Genomic DNA, 18,201 nt, shown 5'->3' with positions numbered 1-18,201 from the left:
CCCATGCAACGTCTTCACGCTTATCCCGACATCCGCGCGATGTTTCGCAGACTTCTGATTGCCACCCTCACCGGCATACTGGCCGCGCTAGCCGTCGCGGTGTTCCGCCACAGCATGTATCTGCTGGAGTGGCTGTTTCTCAGTAACAACAGCGGCAGTCTGGTGAATGCCGCGGCGGCGTTATCCCCGTGGCGTCGCGCGCTGACGCCCGCGCTGGGAGGGCTGGCGGCGGGGTTATTGTTGTGGGAATGGCAGCGGCTTACGGCGCAACGTCCTCATGCGCCGACAGATTATATGGAAGCACTGGAGACGGGCGACGGCCAGTTTGATTATGGCTCGAGCCTCGTAAAATCCCTTGCGTCACTGCTGGTTGTCTCCAGCGGGAGCGCCATCGGCCGCGAAGGTGCCATGATCCTGCTTGCGGCACTGGCCGCCTCCTTTTTCGCCCAACGCTTTACGCCGAAATCCGAATGGAAATTATGGATTGCCTGCGGAGCCGCGGCCGGGATGGCCAGCGCCTATCACGCACCCCTGGCTGGCAGCCTGTTTATTGCCGAAATTCTATTTGGCACGCTGATGCTGGCCTCGCTCGGGCCGGTGGTGATTGCGGCGGTGGTAGCCCTGCTTACCACGCGACTCTTAGCGCCCGGTGCCGGTACGCTCTATGACGTCCATCTGAGTGGCCTACTCAGTGCGACAGATTATGGCCTGCTTGTCGTGACAGGCCTGCTGGCGGGACTGTGCGGACCGCTGCTGATGTGGCTTATGGCGTTCAGCCATTCGTTATTTCTGCGTCTCAGGCTCTCGCCGCCCTGGCAACTGGCGCTCGGCGGAGCGATCGTCGGGCTGCTGTCGCTCCTGACGCCTGACGTGTGGGGGAATGGCTACAGCGTGGTTCAGGCTTTTCTGCTCGCCCCACCGCTGCTGTCCGTGATAGCAGGTGTATTTATCTGTAAATTACTGGCGGTACTGGCAAGCAGTGGTTCTGGCGCGCCGGGCGGGGTTTTCACACCGACGTTGTTTGTCGGCATGGCCACAGGAATGCTGTTTGCACAACTCTTCGGGCTGTGGTTTCCGGGATCTGAAACGGTGATTTTGCTGGGGCTGGCAGGCATGGCGACGTTACTCGCCGCGACGACCCATGCGCCCATTATGTCTGCGTTGATGGTCTGTGAAATGACCGGGCAGTATTTTTTGCTGCCCGGTTTGCTGATTGCCTGCGTGATCGCGTCCGTCTTGTCGCGGACGTTACGCCACGACTCGATCTACGGACAACATGCGACCGAGGGAAGAGAGATCGATGTACTGCGCTAATTCACGCTGTTCGGCACGCGGCAGATAAGGCAGCTCGCCCACCAACGGTCCCGGCAGTTTTTTGCTGAGCACGTCGATGATTTCAGCGTAGTGCGCCAGGCCGGGGTTGATACGGTTTGCGACCCAGCCAATCAACGGCAATCCGTCATTGGCAATCGCCTGCGCCGTCAGAAGCGCATGGTTGATGCACCCTTCCTGAATACCGACCACAATGATCACCGGCAGTTGCTCCTGCACCACCCACTCAGAAAGCGGGCGCAGATCGTTCATCAGGCTGCGCCATCCGCCGGTACCTTCCACCACGACATGGTCGGCCATCTCGCTCAGGTTCGCCAGACCGTCGGACAACAGGGTGTAATTAATCAGACCGCTGTGCGCCACGCTGCTTTCATCTTCGCTTAAGGCAATGGGATTGATCGCGTGATATGGCAGTTCCAGTGACGAGACGCTTTGTAACACCAGGGCGTCTTTATTCCGCAATCCTTCGGGCGTCTCTTTACTGCCTTTTGCGACCGGTTTGTACCCTGCAACACGTTTACCGCTTGCTGCCAGAGCCTGTAGCAACGCGCGGGATACAACGGTCTTGCCGACAGAGGTATCTGTACCCGTAACAAAGAAACGCTTAAGCATGACTCATTCCACCTCTTGGGTATGCTTCGAAAATATAAACCAGAGAAATAATTCAGTGGGGGAAGTCTACGGTATGCGTGCGCTACCCAGCTTGAGATAGCGCAATTTTTCGTACATCTGCGGAAAAGAGTTAACCCTGTAGCAGGCGGATCAGCAGCGAGCCGTTATACATGGCGTCCTTGACCAGGGCTGCACCAGCCATGGTGCCCTGATTGGAAAACTGGGTGCTTTCCACGGCAATATTTTTGCTGTAGGCCGGGAGCGCCTGTTGATGAATACAGGCCGAGATAGCCGGGAAGAGGATTTCCGCCGCCTGACTCAGCGGTGAGCCAATCAGGATTTTTTGCGGGTTGAAGAGATTCACCATAATGGCCAGAATGCGGCCAACGTTATTCCCCACTCCGGTAATAATATCCTTTGCCAGCAGATCCCCCTGACGCGCTGCGGCGCAGAGTGAATCGACGGTCAACGGTTGTCCGTGCAGCGAAGAGCTCATGGACTGGCTGAGCCTGACCTGCGCCAGCTCCAGCACGCTTTCCACGCTGGCGATGGTTTCCAGACAGCCATGGTTTCCGCAGTAACAGCGCTTGCCGTAGGGATCGACCTGCGTGTGGCCGATTTCGACCAGGCTACTGCTTCCGGCATGCAGAAGGCGTCCGTCGGTGATGACGCCCGCCCCGACGTTATGGTCAATCACCACCTGAATCACGTCCCTTGCGCCGCGGGATGCGCCAAACAGCGCCTCCGCCATCGTCCAGGCGCTGATGTCATGCTGAATATAGACCGGCACGCCGGTGTGATTTTTCAGCACCTCGCCCAGCGGCATCTCTTTGACATCGTCGTAGAACGGCATGCGGTGCACGATTCCATTTTCGGTATCAATAATACCCGGCATGGTGATCGCAATAGCCGTTAAGCGTTCAAGGCGTTGCTGATGGCGAATAAAGAAGTGATCGATATGGGTGACAATGGCATCGAGGAGCGATTGTTCAGCCTCGAGCGGCAGTTCCAGCCGGTCTTCAACCACCAGCTTGCTGCTTAAATCGCGCAGGGCAAGGAAGATCTCTCCCCGGCTAATGCGCAGTGACAGGTAGTGCCACGCTTCGGTCTCCACCACCAGACCGACCGCCGGACGGCCGCGGCTGCCCGGCTCCTGAATTTCCGTCTCCTGGACCAGGTGGGCTTCCAGCATTTCACGAACAATCTTGGTAATACTGGCAGGTGCCAGTTGTGCCAGGCGCGAAAGATCGATACGCGAAACCGGGCCAAGCTGATCAATCAGGCGATAAACCGCGCCAGCGTTGGTCTGCTTAATCTGATCAATGTGCCCTGGCTGACTATCAGCAACCACCTCGTACTCCCTTATTTTCGAGCATCGAAATAAACTGTGGGCTATGGTGAAGCACTTCAATGGCCGTCGTCAAATATTTACTTAGCCATGTGATTTACTGCACATTTTTACCCACTTTTCCCTCTAAATATCGTCCTGCAGAGGCGCTTAATAGCTGTGCTTTAAACCGCTGCGCTGCATGGCTCTGCTCATGATGTTTCGACCATACCAGCCACATTTCCGAAACAGCATCGTCTTCGGCGATAGCAACCCAGCGCATTTCACGCAATTGTACCCGTTTAAACGAGGCCGGAAGAATAGAGACACCCAGCCCCGCCGCGACAAGCCCAATAATGGTCATCGCTTCCCCGACTTCCTGCGTAATGATCGGGGCAAGATCGTAGCGTCGTAACAGGCCCAGAATATCGTCGTACAGACCGGTACCTACCTGCGGGTCGAAAAAAACAAACGGCTCTTTTGCCAGCTCTGCCAGCGTGACCGCCGAACGCGAGGCGAGCGGATGATCGTGCGGGATCATTGCCATCAACGGTTCGCGCAGAATAACCTGCCACGCCAGCGTATCCGGGAGTTGGGTGTTACGCATCAGACCTAAATCAAGAGAACCTTCATTCAGCGGAGCGATTTGCTCGCGGGTATTAATTTCGCGCGTCTGAATATGCACATCCGGAAAATGCCGGCGAAACGACGACAGGGTCTGCGAAACAGCGCTGATAAACGGTGCAGACGAGGTAAACCCAATCCGCAACTCTCCGGTTTCCCCGAGATAAAGCCGCTCTGCCCGGGCTGCCGCCTCATCCACCATACTGAGAATTTGTCGGCTGTCGGCCAGAAATTGCTTCCCGGCCGCCGTCAGGCTCACGCTGCGGTTGGTCCGTGCCAGAAGGCGCGCCCCGACCTGTTGCTCAAGGATCTGAATCTGCTGGCTTAGCGGGGGTTGTGAGATATTCAGTCTTGCCGCCGCGCGGCCAAAATGAAGCTCTTCAGCGACGGCGACAAAGTAGCGCAGATGACGCAGTTCGATATTCATATTTTTAAAGTATCATTTGAGATTATTAATATATTAGACAGAATATTTACATTTTCCTACTCTGATCGTGTGGTCATACCCGTCACCCGAAACCACGGGGATGTTTAAGCAAGGACATTGTGTGAGTCGTACATCTACCATTGATATCGATCCGGCCAGAGATATTGATGATTTACCCGCAGCATCGCAGCCGGTTCAGTTCATTAAACGTGGTACCCCCCAGTTCATGCGCGTCACGCTGGCGCTTTTCTCAGCGGGTCTGGCAACCTTCGCCCTGCTCTATTGCGTTCAGCCGATCCTGCCCGTTCTTTCCCATGAATTTGGCGTATCGCCTGCCAGCAGCAGTATTTCGCTCTCCATCTCTACCGGCATGCTGGCGATTGGTCTGCTTTTCACCGGGCCACTTTCCGACGCCATTGGCCGTAAACAGGTGATGGTTACCGCCCTGATGCTGGCTTCGATTTGTACGTTACTTTCCACGATGATGACCAGCTGGCACGGTATCCTGGTGATGCGCGCGCTGATTGGGTTATCCCTGAGCGGTGTGGCGGCGGTCGGGATGACCTATCTCAGCGAAGAGATCCACCCGAGCTTTGTCGCCTTCTCTATGGGGCTGTACATCAGCGGGAACTCGATTGGCGGAATGAGTGGACGTCTGCTGAGCGGGGTGTTTACGGACTTCTTTAACTGGCGTATTGCGCTGGCGGTGATCGGCTGCTTTGCCCTTGCGTCTGCGCTGATGTTCTGGAGAATCCTTCCGGAATCACGTCATTTTCGTTCCACCTCCCTGCGCCCGAAAACGCTGTTCATCAACTTCCGTCTGCACTGGCGTGACAAAGGGTTGCCGCTGCTGTTCCTGACCGGCTTTCTGCTGATGGGCTCATTCGTTACGTTGTTTAACTATATCGGCTATCGCCTGATGCTCTCTCCGTGGCACCTGAGCCAGGCGGTGGTGGGTCTGCTCTCTGTAGCGTATCTCACCGGTACGTGGAGTTCACCTAAAGCCGGAGCGATGACGGCCCGCTTTGGACGCGGTCCGGTTATGCTGGTCTCTACGGCCGTCATGCTGCTCGGCCTGTTGATGACCCTTTTCGCCTCCCTGTGGCTTATCTTCGCCGGGATGCTGCTTTTCTCTGCCGGTTTCTTCGCCGCTCACTCGGTGGCCAGCAGCTGGATTGGGCCACGCGCTCGCCGGGCCAAAGGCCAGGCGTCGTCTTTGTATCTGTTCAGCTATTACCTCGGTTCCAGCTTTGCGGGGACGCTGGGTGGGGTGTTCTGGCATAACTATGGCTGGAACGGCGTGGGCGGTTTTATTGCGCTGATGCTCTGCGGGGCGCTGTTGGTAGGGACCCGTTTACACCAGCGGCTACACTGATTCAGGGTTTGAAATCGAGCGTGTAGTTTTCCCCGATACGCTCATCAGGTACCACTGGGAGCACATGATCGTCACTGGCAGACTGTAAGGCCGCAATGGCGGCCTTACACAGTTCCGGATCGCTGCCTTTTACCACCTGAATGTGGGTCACATAGGCCGCGCCTTTGGGCTGGTGAATCTTTAACGAGCAGAGCTTCCCTTCATACTGCTCTGTGGTCGTCATCCTTTGTTTCACTGTTTCCACATACGCAAACGCCCATGCGTGCGCAGAGTCTTCTTCGGTGTTGAACGGGATCACGTCATGATGATGTGTCTGGCACCCCGTCAGCAACACTGCAATCCCTACACTCACAACCTTGTTCATTTTCCATCCGGCAGTCGTTTTTTTTTAGGGTTATAACACAGCGTTACTGAACGAAATAGCACCAAACTCTAAGGGGTAATGGCTTGGATTCAGGCGGGAATTTTGATACTACTCACTCTTCATGCCTGAAACATCGCCTTGCAAAGAGAAAACGAAATGAGCGAAAACAGCCACTACCAACAACTCACCCGCACCTTCCAGCGCCTCTCCCGTTTCTCCCACCTCTCCGCCATCGCCAGCTGGGATATGTTTACCATGATGCCGCCGGGCGGCAGTGCCGCGCGCGGTGAAGCGCTGGCCGAAATGAGCGTTCTGCAACACCAAATCCTGACCGATAAAAAGGTGGGGGAATGGCTCACCGCCGCGGCCGGTGAGGACCTGAATGATATTGAACAAGCCAACCTGCGTGAAATGACGCGTCATTACCAGCAGGCGTCGCTGTTGCCGGAAGCGCTGGTGGAAGCCAAATCGCTGGCAGGCAGCAAATGTGAGCACGCCTGGCGTACTCAGCGCCCGGCCAATGACTGGCAGGGGTTTGCCGCCAACCTGAAAGAGGTCGTCAAACTGAGCCGTGAGGAGGCTCGCCTGCGTGCTGAAGCCAAAGGCTGCAGCCCTTACGACGCGCTGCTGGATATTTTCGAGCCGGACATGACCAGCGCGCGTCTGGACGTACTGTTCGCGGATATGAAATCCTGGCTGCCGGACCTGCTGGCAAACGTTGTGGAAAAACAGGCTCAGCAGTCGTTCGTTCCGCCGCAGGGCCCCTTCCCGACGGCAACGCAGCGTGAACTTGGGCTTGAAGCCATGAAGATGCTCGGCTTTGATTTTAACGGCGGTCGCCTGGACGTCAGTGCACACCCGTTCTGCGGTGGCGTGCCGGAAGATGTGCGCATCACCACGCGTTATGATGAGGACGAGCTGCTCAGCGCGCTGTTTGGCGTGATCCACGAAACCGGACACGCGCGCTACGAGCAAAACCTGCCGCGAACGTGGGCCGGTCAACCTGTCGCGCTGGCCCGTTCAACGGCGATCCACGAATCCCAGAGCCTGTTCTTTGAGATGCAGCTGGGGCGCAGCGACGCTTTCCTTAAACATCTCCTCCCTGCGGTTCACGCCCGTTTTGGCAGTCAGGCGGCGTTCAGTGAAGAGAACTTTATTGCCTGGAACCAGCGCGTGAAACCGGGCTATATCCGCGTCGATGCCGACGAAGTCAGCTACCCGGCACATGTGGTGCTGCGCTATGAAATTGAACGTGCGCTGATCAATGGCGATATCGAGGTGGATGACATTCCGGCGCTGTGGGATGAGAAAATGCAGGCCTGGCTCGGGTTATCAACCAAAGATAACTACCGCAACGGCTGTATGCAGGACATTCACTGGACCGACGGCGGTTTTGGCTACTTCCCGTCCTACACGCTCGGCGCGATGTACGCCGCGCAATTGTTCCATGCGGCCAAAACGGCGCTGCCGGGTCTGCAGTCCTCCATCGCTGAGGGCGATTTCTCCGCCCTGTTTGACTGGCTGCGTCAGAATATCTGGCAGCACGGTAGCCGCTTCACCACTTCGCAACTGATTACCCAGGCGACGGGTGAAGACCTGAATATCCGTTACTTCCGCGAGCATTTGACGTCCCGTTATCTGTAATCCAGCGGCCGGAGTGCGCTCCGGCCGTTTTCCTTTTGCGCACCCTGTACCGCCCTTTGTACATTCCGTTACACGCCGATACCAATCACTCACGGAAACCCCGAATTTACAGGGATATAGTTCTTTCAACGGCCCCGCAGTGGGGTTAAATGAAAAACCAAATTTGAGGGTATGAACATGAAAAAAGTATTAGCTCTGGTTGTTGCCGCTGCTATGGGTCTGTCTTCTGCTGCGTTTGCTGCTGAAACCACTGCCGCACCGGCTGCTGCTGCGCCAGCTGCAACGACGACTGCTGCTCCGGCAAAAACCGTACACCACAAGAAACACCATAAAGCCGCTAAACCTGCTGCAGAGCAAAAAGCGCAGGCTGCTAAAAAACACCACAAAAAAGCCGTTAAACAAGATGCCGCTAAACCGGCTGTAGAGCAGAAAGCGCAGGCCGCTAAAAAGCACCACAAAAAAGCGACCAAACCTGCTGTAGAACAGAAAGCCCAGGCGGCTAAAAAGCATCACAAAAAAGCAGTAAAACACGAAGCTGCTAAACCAGCTGCACAGCCAGCTGCGTAAGAGTACAAGCTTAACCGTGCCTTTCGGGGCTCGTTGGTAAACCGGCGCTGAACCGGAAAGGTCCAGCGCCGTTTTTTTTATCCGGAGGGCGTATGCTGCGGCGCTATCGGTTTGAGCTGATTCTTATCCTGCTTATTTTATGCGCGCTCATCGCAAGCCATTTTTATCTTTCCTGATCGTAGCACGCTGATTTTACTCCCACTTTAGCGCTGTCCCGTCTATAGTATTTTCATAGGGTTCACTTTTAATAATCATAATTGCCCCCACCAGAGTGTGATATGCGTAAATCTGTTGTGTTGTTACTGGGAACGTTTGGTCTTTTTTCTGGATTCTCACATGCGGATGATGGCGGTGATGAAACCATTAGCGCGAAAGAGCTTAAAACGCTGTTTTTCGGTCATGACGATCGTACGCGCGTCGCCGATCCTACCCAGGCACCCTGGGACGCTATCGGGCAACTGGAAACCGCCAGCGGTAATTTATGTACCGCTACGCTGATTACCCCGCAACTTGCCCTGACGGCAGGCCACTGCCTGCTGACACCGCCAGACGGCAAGCCAGACAAAGCCGTTGCCCTGCGGTTTGTGTCGCAAAAAGGGATGTGGCGTTATGAAATTCACGGTATTGAGGGACGCGTTGATGCTTCTCTCGGCAAACGTCTGAAGCCTGACGGTGACGGCTGGATAGTGCCTCCGTCAGCGGCATCCTGGGATTTTGGCCTGATCATTTTGCGCTACCCGCCTTCTGGCATTACCCCGCTTCCGTTATTTGACGGAGACAAAGCCGCGCTCACTGCCGCACTGAAAGCCGCCGACCGTAAGGTGACGCAATCAGGCTACCCTGTCGATCATCTGGACGCGCTTTACACCCACACGGACTGTATTGTCACAGGATGGGCGCAAAACAGCGTGCTCTCACATCAGTGCGATACGTTACCCGGTGACAGCGGCTCGCCGCTGATGTTAAAAACGGATAACGGCTGGCAGCTGATTGGGGTTCAAAGCTCTGCGCCAGCGGCAAAAGACAGATGGCGTGCAGATAACCGGGCCTTAGCCGTGACCGGTTTTCGTGACAAGCTGGAAGCACTGGCGCAGCAGTAGCTCAGCACTGTCTGACCTGACGTAACGCCCTGATTGATTCAATCGGCATCGGCTGGCTGAACCAGAACCCCTGCAGCTGATCGCAGCCAGCCAGCCGTAACAATTTCATCTGCTTTTCGTTTTCCACCCCTTCTGCGACCACCGCCATGCCCAGGGCATTGGCGATCCTCACCGTACCGCTCACCAGCGCCGCCGCCTGCTCATCGTTGTCCACCAGCCCGGCCAGTGATTTATCGATCTTAATGGTGTCGAAATTAAAACGCCGCAAATAGCCGATACTCGAATAGCCCGTGCCAAAATCATCCAGCGCCACCGCGGTGCCCAGCGCTTTAAGGTTGGCAATCGCCGTGCGGGCACGCTCGGGGTTTTCCAGTACATAGGTCTCCGTGACTTCGAGCTGGAGTCGCCTGGCCGGGAAACGGGTGCTTTCCAGAACCCAGGCCACTTTTTCTTCGAATTCAGGGTCGCGAAACTGCGCCGGGGAGATATTAACGGAGAGCTTCAATTCGCTGTACGGCTCCAGATCCTGGCAGGCACGCTGCAAAACAAACTGGCCCAGTTTGTAAATCAGCCCACTCGTTTCCGCAATGGAAATGAAGGTATCCGGACCGAGTTCACCTTCCGGACGACGCGGCCAGCGAACCAGCGCTTCCACACTGCTCATTTTCTGACTGCGGGCGTCAATAATCGGCTGGTACCAGACCTCAAACTCGTCTCGCTCCAGTCCGTTACGGATCTGGTTTTCAATCGCAAGCTTGCGTTCCCGGGCGTTATTCAGCGCCGCGTCATAGTGGGTGACACGCCCTTTCCCGCTAATTTTGGAATGGTACATGGCGATATCGGCGCGGCGAAACAGCTCGGAACTGGTGCATTCAATCAGGGTTCCGCTGGCAATCCCGATGCTGGCGCCGATATGAATGGTGCGCTCCCCCAGACGAATAGGGGTATTGAGAAAATCCAGTACGGATTCAGCAAAGGTGGTCGCCAGCGCTTCTGCCCCTTCACCGCCGATGGTCATGGCAAACTCATCGCCTCCCATGCGCGCCAGCATCCCGCCCGGTGGAACGCATTCATTCAGCGTTTTGGCAATGGTCACAATGAGATCGTCACCGAGGCTGTGGCCGTAGATATCGTTGACGTCCTTGAAGCCATCCAGATCGATAAACACCACGCTTTTGACGTCAATATCGCCACGCAAACTCACGCGGTCCAGCGCTTCAATGAGTGCGCGGCGGTTCGGCAGATGGCTTAGCCAGTCCGTTCTGGCGACCAGACGCGCCTGGCTTTCTCCGCGGGCCAGTTTGTACAGGCCCACGCAGCTTACCATAATAAACAGCAGGATCAGCACCGATGCCAGCACCACTATCTGCGTGATATCAGATGATGCGGCCCGGGCCGCCTGCGCGCCAGGAAGGCGTGCCTGCCAGTTGAGGTAACCCAGTAACTCCCCAGCAGAACTGCGCAGCGGCATACTCAGACTGTTGATTTTATCCGGGGTAAAGTTGAGGTTATCAATCTGAAAGGTCTGCCCCAGATCGGATAATATGCCGCTATTCAAATGGCGGGTAATCACCAGATAGCGGCGTGTACCGTCGTTAACCTGCAATCGCCCGATCATCGGTCGGATCAGCCCTATTCCGACAAACGCGACGCCGTGACGCGTTCGGGTGATCCCGGCATAAATATTCTTCTGGCTGGGTAATTCACGTCCGTGCTGCTGAATAAGCGCTTGCAGGCCTTTGCCAAAAAAGTTGAGATTCGACTCCGCAAAAGGCTGGCTTTGAAACGATCCCCAGATAACGTTGAAATGCTCATCCAGCACGAAAGTGCCGTCATAGAGGTTATTGACTTTAAAGCCCGCTCCCCAGGTGTTGTATAACCATTCGGTATCGAGCTTTGGGCGGTAGACCTCGCGTACCGCATCGTCCCAGACGGCATTATCAATCACCAGGGTCGAGACACGGTTAACCGACGTTTGTATCGCACCCTGCACGGAAAGCGTGGTGCGGTGCTCGTCAATTTCATTGGTTTTGGTGCTGATCAGGTGCAGAGATAAATAGAGCAGCGCGACAATGGAGATGATTAAGCCGATCCCCGCCATGAAGATCATGGCGAACAATGTTCTCGCGGTGGGAATATTGCGCCAGCTTAATGTGCGATACATTAGCCATCCTCTTCAATGTTTTGCTTTTTTTAAGAGTAATACAGGCAGCGAATTTCGCTGCCTGTAAATAATGGCTTAACGTGTATCAGGCGAGTTTTATCATGATCATGCCAGCAAGCAGCAATATCAGTCCAATCCAACCTTTGTTATTTAAACGCTGACCGAACAGCACCCAGCCGGCTGCCAGGGTGGCGGCAATACCAAACCCGCCCCACAGCGCATAGGCCACGGACAGATCGATACCCTTCACCGCCTGTGACAGGGCGCTGAACGCCCCCAGTACGGCGGCAATCGACAACAGTCCGTAAATTTTACGACGAAAACCGTCAGAGAATTTTAGCAGGACGTTCGCTAAAATCTCCAGCACGATGGCAAACCCCAACCAGGCCGCGTGGATCCATTCAAACTGCTGCATGGGTCTGCTCCTTCGGCTGCTTAGTCGGTTTGCGTGTACCCGATTTAATCAGCACGATACCTGCTACCAGCGTCGTTAACCCGGCAATCTTCATTGTTGATAATGTTTCGTCAAATAATAAGACGCTGAACAGGGTGATTAACAAAATACCGATCCCTTCCCACAGCGCATAGGCCACACCCAGCGCAATTTTCTTCACTGCAAACGACAGGAAAATATAGGAAAGTGAAATCATCACCAGCATTAAAATAAAGCCGGTATTGCCATCGCTGACGCTTGCCCATTTCATCGACAGCGTGCCGGTAATTTCAGCGATAATAGCAAGGGCTAATAAAATCCAGTAAAACATGTTTTTCTCCTGCTTGAGAATATAATCCATCGTGGCCTGCTGCGTGCAGCAAACCCAAAAATATGAAATTAAATCAGACAGCTAAGCGCGTAGCGCCAGCTCAGGCAGAAGATGTGACTATAGCGCGTTGCGCCAGTGTTGCTCACCAGAAAGAAGGCAGAAGGAAGTGAAAAATACAGCGGTGTTGTTTGAAGAATACGTCCTGAACAAATTGTCCATAAAATTACAATTATCCGCGTTGTTGCTTCTCGTCTTTGCGGATGAAAATTGTCCTCGGTAGTTGAACACGCCAAATTTGTACCATAAGTAAGGCTTTTACTCAAAGTCTTTTCAATTCTTTACCCATCCCGTTTGATTTTGGTTAGTTTATTGAAACGGCTTTCGCCTTTATTATAAATAAAAATATTATTCAGGAACCCCCATGGCTAAACCCATCATTACCCTGAACGGGCTAAAAATTGTCATCATGCTGGGCATGCTGGTGATCATATTGACGGGCGTCCGTTTTGCCGCCGACATCATCGTGCCGTTTATTCTGGCCCTGTTTATTGCGGTGATCCTTAACCCGCTCATACAGCGCATGACGCGGTTCCGCATCCCGCGCGTGCTGGCAATCACGATGCTTATCAGCATCATTATTATTGCCATGGTGCTGCTGGTCGCTTATCTCGGCACCTCCCTGAATGAACTGACGCGAACGTTACCGAAATACCGCTCGTCGCTGGCGATACCGCTGTTGCAGCTTGAACCCTGGCTGCAACGTGCGGGAATCGAAGTCTCCGTTGAGGAGTTGCTGAAGTACATTGATCCGAATGCCGCCATGACCCTCGTCACCGGCCTGCTGGCGCAGCTCTCTAACGCCATGACCTCGATTTTCCTGCTGTTTTTAACGGTGGTGTTCATGCTGCTGGAAGTGCCGCAACTGCCCGCAAAACTGCAGCAAATAATGGTCCGTCCGGTTGAAGGCATGGGAGCGATTCAACGCGCGCTGGATAGTGTCTCCCGCTATCTGGTCCTGAAAACCGCCATTAGCCTGGTCACCGGGGCCGTGGTCTGGGGAATGCTGATGGCGCTGGATGTCCGGTTTGCGTTCGTCTGGGGATTACTGGCCTTTGCGCTCAACTATATCCCCAACATCGGTTCGGTGCTGGCCGCTATCCCCCCTATTCTGCAGGTGCTGGTGTTCAGTGGGTTCTATGATGCGCTGATTCTGCTGGCCGGGTATCTGGTGATTAACCTGGTGTTCGGGAACATTCTTGAGCCACGCATGATGGGGCGTGGTCTGGGATTGTCCACGCTGGTGGTATTTCTGTCCCTTATCTTTTGGGGATGGCTGCTCGGCCCGGTCGGCATGTTGCTCTCCGTTCCGCTGACCATCATTGTGAAGATTGGCCTCGAACAGACGGCAGGCGGGCAAAGTATCGCCGTGCTGCTGAGTGATATGAGCCATAAGCCAGTCGAATAACCTCCGCAGATGCCTGCCTCGTCCCCCTTACCGGGGGTGACGAGACAGGCAGGCGTTACGGCCTTCGCGCTCGGCGCACAACAAAATGGCTACTCGCGCCATCCCATTGCCGGTGCAACATGCTTCAGAATGGATTCGATAACATGCGCGTTGTAATCCACTCCGAGCTGGTTCGGCACGGTGAGCAATAAGGTGTCCGCTTCGGCAATCGCTTCGTCCTGTTTCAACTGCTCAATCAGCTTTTCAGGCTCAGCGGCATAGCTGCGTCCGAAAATGGCGCGCGTTTTCTCATCAAGGTAACCCACGCTATCGCTGTCGTTCCGGCTTGCGCCGAAGTACATGCGGTCACGATCGTCCATCAGCGCAAAAATACTGCGGCTGACCGAGACGCGCGGCTGACGAGTATGCCCGGCTTCCGCCCAGGCCTGTCGGTAGGCGCGGATCTGTTTTGCCTGCTGAATATGGAATGGCTCACCGGTTTCATCATCTTTCAGGGTTGAGCTTTGCAGGTTCATCCCCAGTTTTGCAGCCCATACCGCTGTCGCGTTCGACCCTGCGCCCCACCAGATGCGCTCACGTAAACCTTCGGAATGTGGTTCCAGGCGCAGCAGTCCCGGTGGATTTGGGAACATGGGTTGTGGGTTTGGTTTTGCAAACCCTTCTCCGCGCAGCACCTCGAGCAGTACCTCGGTGTGTCGGCGTGCCATATCTGATTCATTTTCCCCTTCCTGCGGGACATAACCAAAATGACGCCAGCCATCAATGACCTGCTCCGGAGAGCCCCGGCTGATCCCCAGCTGCAAACGTCCGCCGGAGATTAAATCCGCCGCGCCCGCATCTTCCGCCATGTACATCGGATTTTCATAGCGCATATCGATCACACCAGTACCGATTTCGATGCTTTTCGTTTTGGCACCGATCGCCGCCAGTAAGGGGAATGGAGAGCTGAGTTGACGGGCAAAATGATGCACACGGAAATAGGCACCATCTGCGCCCAGCTCTTCAGCGGCGACGGCCAGGTCGATGGATTGCAACAGAGTGTCCGCCGCGGAACGCGTGCCGGACTGAGGTGACGGTGTCCAGTGACCAAATGACAAAAAGCCGATCTTTTTCATAACGAGATATCCTGATGATGCTTTGCGTTATCTCTACTTTACGCATTACCCGGGGAGAATAAATGCCCTTTATTTAACGGAATAATTCAAATAAATTGACTGAATTGAGCGGATCGCAATGACGCCCCATAATGAGATATAGTGCGTCTTTCTTTTTCCCTGGCAGGTAAAACCGGCAATGGCTCTGATCCCTAAAAACTACGCGCGACTGGAAAGTGGCTACCGTGAAAAGGCATTAAAAATCTATCCCTGGGTCTGTGGACGCTGCTCACGCGAGTTCGTCTATTCAAACCTGCGCGAGCTCACGGTTCACCATATCGATCACGATCATACTAATAACCCGGAAGATGGCAGCAACTGGGAGCTGTTGTGCCTGTTTTGCCACGACCATGAACACTCGAAATACACCGAAGCAGATCAGTACGGCACCACCGTTGTGGCGGGTGAAGACGCGCAAAAAGACATGGGCGTGGCCACTTTCAACCCGTTTGCCGATCTAAAAGCGATGATGAATAAGAAAAAATAATTCCCTAATATTGCCCCTCTTCGTCATATGGGCCGTACAGTTACAGGTAAAAGGATATGGATACACTCCGTTGCTACTGGGACGTTTTTTTCAATGCTTATGGCTCACTGCTCACGAAAACCGTGCTGGTATTACTGCTGGTGTGGTGGTGTCATCAAACCCTGCAGCGCTTCAGAAAAGAAGCCCCTGACGCTACCGGCCCCATTGCCGAGGCCAATGCCAGAGAACGCTACCAGTGGCGCTATTTGCGGTGGGCTTTAAGTAGCATCCAGGGCATCCTTTCCCTGTATATTATAGGGTCGATTATTACGACGCTTTTTACGTAGCGGATACGGTTTCTGCCCTGAAGACGTCTCAGGTAGCCTCTGTCTTTAACAGTTCGCATTGTCGATGATAAGCCGGGGGCGCATGCGCAGACTCGTTACAGTCCAGCGCCCCCTGCGGATCACTCAACCGTCAGCGCAAAACAATTTTTCAGTACAGAGGCAATGTCATCTTCTGCCAGCTGCTGCGTTTCCACGCCCTGCGCGGTGATCGTTTTCAGCACATTACCCAGCAAAATCTGGCGTCCTTCCGGGCGATGCTGTACGACGAGCAGCTTCTGCACAAAAATGGCGTCCGGGTGCGTGGAGTTAAGGTAGTTGGCAGGCACAAAATCAATCCACTCCTGAGGAGAGAGGTCAAAGCCGTACTGACTGGCCCATTTACCCTCCACCCATGCCTGAAGCAGATACTCACCCTCCGCGTTACGGGTCAGCCGGAACGTGTCGAAATCCTGCCGGATATCCGTATCAAGCATGTCTAACGCCATCGGCGCACGGATGCCGTAGCTACCGAACCCGAGGTCACAAAGCCACTGACGACCGCCAATCTCAGCAATGAGTGCCATATGGGTTTTAGGCCGACGCACCGGGTAGAACATCGGGCGCGCCGCGACAAAACGCCAGCGAATGCCCAATGCCTCCAGCGCCATCGCAAATAGCCCATTCACCTCATAGCAGTAGCCGCCGCGCTTCTGCCTCAGCAGCTTATCGGCAATGTCTTCGGGTACCAGCGAGACGACTTTACCCGCCTGTACATCCCCATTTTCAAAGGGTATCGAAAAGAGCTGATGGCGCATCAGCGCATGCAGAGTTGCAGTATCGGCAGCCGCCGGGCCGGTATAGTTTATGCGCCTGAAATAGGCAGAAATATCGAAATTGTCGCTGTGCATAGTGCCTCCTTGTCTGGAACATGCCGGACACTATAGATGGGGCACTTCATTGGCTGTATAGTCAGTTTTATCGAAAATTTGACTGCACAGATCCCCATGGCCGCCCCGTCCCCCCATTACCGTCGGATTGCTGAGATGCTGCGTCTTACGCTGGCTTCTGGCGCGTTGCAAATCGGCGACCGGATGATCTCTGCACGTAAACTGGCCGAGCGCGAACAGGTCAGTCTCCCGACGGCACTGGAAGCACTCCGCTGCCTTGAGGCCGAAGGCCTGATCGTTGCGCGTCCGCGTTCGGGCTACTACGTCCGTCAGACCCGCCTGTCCCGATGCGTGCAGCCCACCCGTTCCCTGCCCGGCCCCGTGCCTGTGACAATGTCAGCCGTCGCGCGATCGTTATTCAGTAGTGCAGAAGCCCGGCTGGTACCGCTGGGGGCTGCCTTGCCCGACCCCGCGTGGCTGCCAGGCGATACCCTGCAACGTGCGCTGCAGTCTGCAGGTCGACGTCTGGAAGCGCGTGGGCAAAGCTATAGCCTTCCTCCGGGACGGGTTGATTTGCGCAGTAAGATTGCCGCCCGGGCTGCGCAATGGGGCGGCCGTTTTGGTGCAGAGGATCTCATCATTACCGCTGGCGCGACACAGGCGCTGCGTCTGGCGTTGCGGGCTGTGTGCCAGCCTGGCGACGTGGTAGCGATAGAACAACCCGCCTATTTCGGTACGCTGTTGTTGCTGGAAGATTTGGGCCTGAAGGCGCTGGAGATCCCAACCGATCCTCAAGAAGGGTTGCTGCTGGCGCCGCTCGCCGATGCTATTCGGTGCCATCATCCAGCGGCCGTTCTGGCCTCGCCCACCGTGCAAAATCCGCTGGGTGCCAATATGTCCGTCCCCCGCAAGCAGGAACTGGTTGCCCTGCTGGAAGATGCAGGCATCCCGTTAATTGAGGACGATGTTTATGGCGACCTGGTCGGCGAAGGGCAACGTCCTCCGGCCTGTAAAGCGTTCGACCAGAGCGGGAATGTCATTTACTGCAGTTCATTGTCTAAAACGCTTGCGCCCGGATGGCGCATCGGCTGGATTGCGCCCGGACGTTACCACGCCCAGGTCCTGCAGGCGCGTATGGCCGGAGACTGGGCAGGCGCGCCGCTGTTTGAAGCCGCAACGAGCGAAATCCTGGCCAGTGGCGACTACGATCGTCATCTGCGGCGGCTAAAGCGGCGCATCGCAGAAGGGATTGGTGCCGTCATTGCGCGCGTCAAGGCAAGCTTCCCTCCCGGCACACGCGTTAACGTGCCAGCTGCCGGTTTCCTGTTGTGGGTTGAACTTCCACACCAGGTGAATGCACTGGAGGTGCACCGCCGCGCGCTGACACTGAATATTGGCGTTAGCCCCGGGCCGCTGTTTTCCCCCCGCGCACACTTAACGAATTTCCTGCGATTAAATTGTGCAAACGAACCCACGCCTCTCCTGCTGAATGCGGTGGATCGGATTGGCGCGCTTTGTCATGAACTGGCCGGCTCCTCTGGCCCTATTCCAGAAAGTGAACATTGAGCGTTCTTTACTCCCTGCATCCGGGTTCGCGTTTTTT

General features: G+C 55.3%; 20 protein-coding genes. 10 read left to right on the top strand and 10 right to left on the bottom strand.

Going from position 1 to position 18,201, the window contains the following annotated elements; genetic code table 11:
• The first annotated feature begins 3 nt into the window (after nucleotides 1-3).
• Nucleotides 4-1,314, top strand: a complete 1,311-nt coding sequence (gene clcB, locus BH714_RS06235) for a voltage-gated ClC-type chloride channel ClcB (protein ID WP_040017350.1) — start codon at nucleotides 4-6, stop codon at nucleotides 1,312-1,314.
• Here the strand turns inward: clcB and bioD are convergent.
• The 3 genes from bioD to BH714_RS06220 all read right to left on the bottom strand — a co-directional run bounded on the left by bioD (nucleotide 1,249) and on the right by BH714_RS06220 (nucleotide 4,322).
• Nucleotides 1,249-1,944 carry a dethiobiotin synthase gene (gene bioD / locus BH714_RS06230; protein ID WP_040017348.1) on the bottom strand — a complete coding sequence of 232 codons (696 nt, stop codon included), beginning with the start codon at nucleotides 1,942-1,944 and terminating at the stop codon, nucleotides 1,249-1,251. The genes clcB and bioD overlap by 66 nt on opposite strands.
• A gap of 130 nt (nucleotides 1,945-2,074) precedes the next feature.
• Nucleotides 2,075-3,295 carry a sugar metabolism global transcriptional regulator Mlc gene (gene mlc, locus BH714_RS06225; protein ID WP_040017347.1) on the bottom strand — a complete coding sequence of 407 codons (1,221 nt, stop codon included), beginning with the start codon at nucleotides 3,293-3,295 and terminating at the stop codon, nucleotides 2,075-2,077.
• A gap of 94 nt (nucleotides 3,296-3,389) precedes the next feature.
• On the bottom strand, nucleotides 3,390-4,322 hold the full coding sequence (locus BH714_RS06220) for a LysR family transcriptional regulator (RefSeq protein WP_032678049.1): 933 nt from the start codon (nucleotides 4,320-4,322) through the stop codon (nucleotides 3,390-3,392).
• 121 nt (nucleotides 4,323-4,443) lie between these two features.
• On the opposite strand from BH714_RS06220, the gene BH714_RS06215 reads away from it, so the two are divergent.
• A complete protein-coding gene (locus tag BH714_RS06215; protein ID WP_020884288.1) occupies nucleotides 4,444-5,697 on the top strand; it encodes an MFS transporter in 1,254 nt (417 codons plus the stop codon).
• Nucleotide 5,698: 1 nt separating this feature from the next.
• On the opposite strand, the gene BH714_RS06210 is transcribed toward BH714_RS06215, so the two are convergent.
• Nucleotides 5,699-6,061 (bottom strand): cell envelope integrity TolA family protein, encoded by a 363-nt coding sequence (locus BH714_RS06210; protein WP_025204320.1) that lies wholly within the window; start codon nucleotides 6,059-6,061, stop codon nucleotides 5,699-5,701.
• Nucleotides 6,062-6,217: 156 nt separating this feature from the next.
• On the opposite strand from BH714_RS06210, the gene BH714_RS06205 reads away from it, so the two are divergent.
• From BH714_RS06205 to BH714_RS06195, 4 genes are all read left to right on the top strand, one after another.
• The gene (locus BH714_RS06205; protein ID WP_040017342.1) at nucleotides 6,218-7,705 is read left to right on the top strand and encodes a carboxypeptidase M32; all 1,488 of its coding nucleotides are present in this window, start codon (nucleotides 6,218-6,220) and stop codon (nucleotides 7,703-7,705) included.
• A 177-nt stretch (nucleotides 7,706-7,882) separates the two neighbouring features.
• Nucleotides 7,883-8,272, top strand: coding sequence for an acid resistance repetitive basic protein Asr (gene asr / locus BH714_RS06200; RefSeq protein ID WP_032670412.1), 390 nt, complete (start codon nucleotides 7,883-7,885; stop codon nucleotides 8,270-8,272).
• A gap of 92 nt (nucleotides 8,273-8,364) precedes the next feature.
• Nucleotides 8,365-8,448, top strand: a complete 84-nt coding sequence (gene ydgU, locus BH714_RS24560) for a small membrane protein YdgU (RefSeq protein ID WP_021241182.1) — start codon at nucleotides 8,365-8,367, stop codon at nucleotides 8,446-8,448.
• A 102-nt stretch (nucleotides 8,449-8,550) separates the two neighbouring features.
• Complete coding sequence (locus BH714_RS06195) at nucleotides 8,551-9,372, top strand: trypsin-like serine peptidase (protein ID WP_020884292.1); 822 nt, start codon at nucleotides 8,551-8,553, stop codon at nucleotides 9,370-9,372.
• A 1-nt stretch (nucleotide 9,373) separates the two neighbouring features.
• Here the strand turns inward: BH714_RS06195 and BH714_RS06190 are convergent, their stop codons facing one another.
• The 4 genes from BH714_RS06190 to BH714_RS24460 all read right to left on the bottom strand — a co-directional run bounded on the left by BH714_RS06190 (nucleotide 9,374) and on the right by BH714_RS24460 (nucleotide 12,588).
• Nucleotides 9,374-11,536 carry a bifunctional diguanylate cyclase/phosphodiesterase gene (locus tag BH714_RS06190; protein ID WP_040017341.1) on the bottom strand — a complete coding sequence of 721 codons (2,163 nt, stop codon included), beginning with the start codon at nucleotides 11,534-11,536 and terminating at the stop codon, nucleotides 9,374-9,376.
• 85 nt (nucleotides 11,537-11,621) lie between these two features.
• A complete protein-coding gene (gene mdtI / locus BH714_RS06185) occupies nucleotides 11,622-11,951 on the bottom strand; it encodes a multidrug/spermidine efflux SMR transporter subunit MdtI (protein ID WP_014169849.1) in 330 nt (109 codons plus the stop codon).
• Complete coding sequence (gene mdtJ / locus BH714_RS06180) at nucleotides 11,938-12,300, bottom strand: multidrug/spermidine efflux SMR transporter subunit MdtJ (protein ID WP_025204323.1); 363 nt, start codon at nucleotides 12,298-12,300, stop codon at nucleotides 11,938-11,940. Before mdtJ ends, mdtI begins: the two co-directional genes overlap by 14 nt.
• A gap of 117 nt (nucleotides 12,301-12,417) precedes the next feature.
• Nucleotides 12,418-12,588, bottom strand: a complete 171-nt coding sequence (locus tag BH714_RS24460; RefSeq protein ID WP_086463355.1) for a protein YdgV — start codon at nucleotides 12,586-12,588, stop codon at nucleotides 12,418-12,420.
• 133 nt (nucleotides 12,589-12,721) lie between these two features.
• Here BH714_RS24460 and BH714_RS06175 point away from each other — a divergent pair, with 133 nt between their 5' ends.
• Nucleotides 12,722-13,765 carry an AI-2E family transporter gene (locus BH714_RS06175; protein WP_014169847.1) on the top strand — a complete coding sequence of 348 codons (1,044 nt, stop codon included), beginning with the start codon at nucleotides 12,722-12,724 and terminating at the stop codon, nucleotides 13,763-13,765.
• Nucleotides 13,766-13,854: 89 nt separating this feature from the next.
• On the opposite strand, the gene BH714_RS06170 is transcribed toward BH714_RS06175, so the two are convergent.
• The gene (locus tag BH714_RS06170) at nucleotides 13,855-14,880 is read right to left on the bottom strand and encodes an LLM class flavin-dependent oxidoreductase (protein WP_014169846.1); all 1,026 of its coding nucleotides are present in this window, start codon (nucleotides 14,878-14,880) and stop codon (nucleotides 13,855-13,857) included.
• A gap of 178 nt (nucleotides 14,881-15,058) precedes the next feature.
• Here BH714_RS06170 and yajD point away from each other — a divergent pair, with 178 nt between their 5' ends.
• The gene (gene yajD, locus BH714_RS06165) at nucleotides 15,059-15,406 is read left to right on the top strand and encodes an HNH nuclease YajD (RefSeq protein WP_014169845.1); all 348 of its coding nucleotides are present in this window, start codon (nucleotides 15,059-15,061) and stop codon (nucleotides 15,404-15,406) included.
• Between the two features lie 56 nt (nucleotides 15,407-15,462).
• Nucleotides 15,463-15,732: a hypothetical protein gene (locus tag BH714_RS06160; protein WP_032681142.1), complete on the top strand. Its 270-nt coding sequence runs from the start codon at nucleotides 15,463-15,465 to the stop codon at nucleotides 15,730-15,732.
• Between the two features lie 119 nt (nucleotides 15,733-15,851).
• Here BH714_RS06160 and BH714_RS06155 read toward each other — a convergent pair whose 3' ends face one another.
• Nucleotides 15,852-16,619 (bottom strand): arylamine N-acetyltransferase family protein, encoded by a 768-nt coding sequence (locus tag BH714_RS06155; RefSeq protein ID WP_040017334.1) that lies wholly within the window; start codon nucleotides 16,617-16,619, stop codon nucleotides 15,852-15,854.
• 36 nt (nucleotides 16,620-16,655) lie between these two features.
• Here BH714_RS06155 and BH714_RS06150 point away from each other — a divergent pair, with 36 nt between their 5' ends.
• A complete protein-coding gene (locus BH714_RS06150) occupies nucleotides 16,656-18,164 on the top strand; it encodes an aminotransferase-like domain-containing protein (protein WP_040017332.1) in 1,509 nt (502 codons plus the stop codon).
• Nucleotides 18,165-18,201: the final 37 nt, after the last annotated feature.

This window comes from Enterobacter ludwigii (assembly GCF_001750725.1).
Lineage (GTDB): Bacteria > Pseudomonadota > Gammaproteobacteria > Enterobacterales > Enterobacteriaceae > Enterobacter > Enterobacter ludwigii.
Note: the sequence above shows the minus strand (reverse complement) of the source record. Positions and strands in the feature narration are given on the sequence as shown.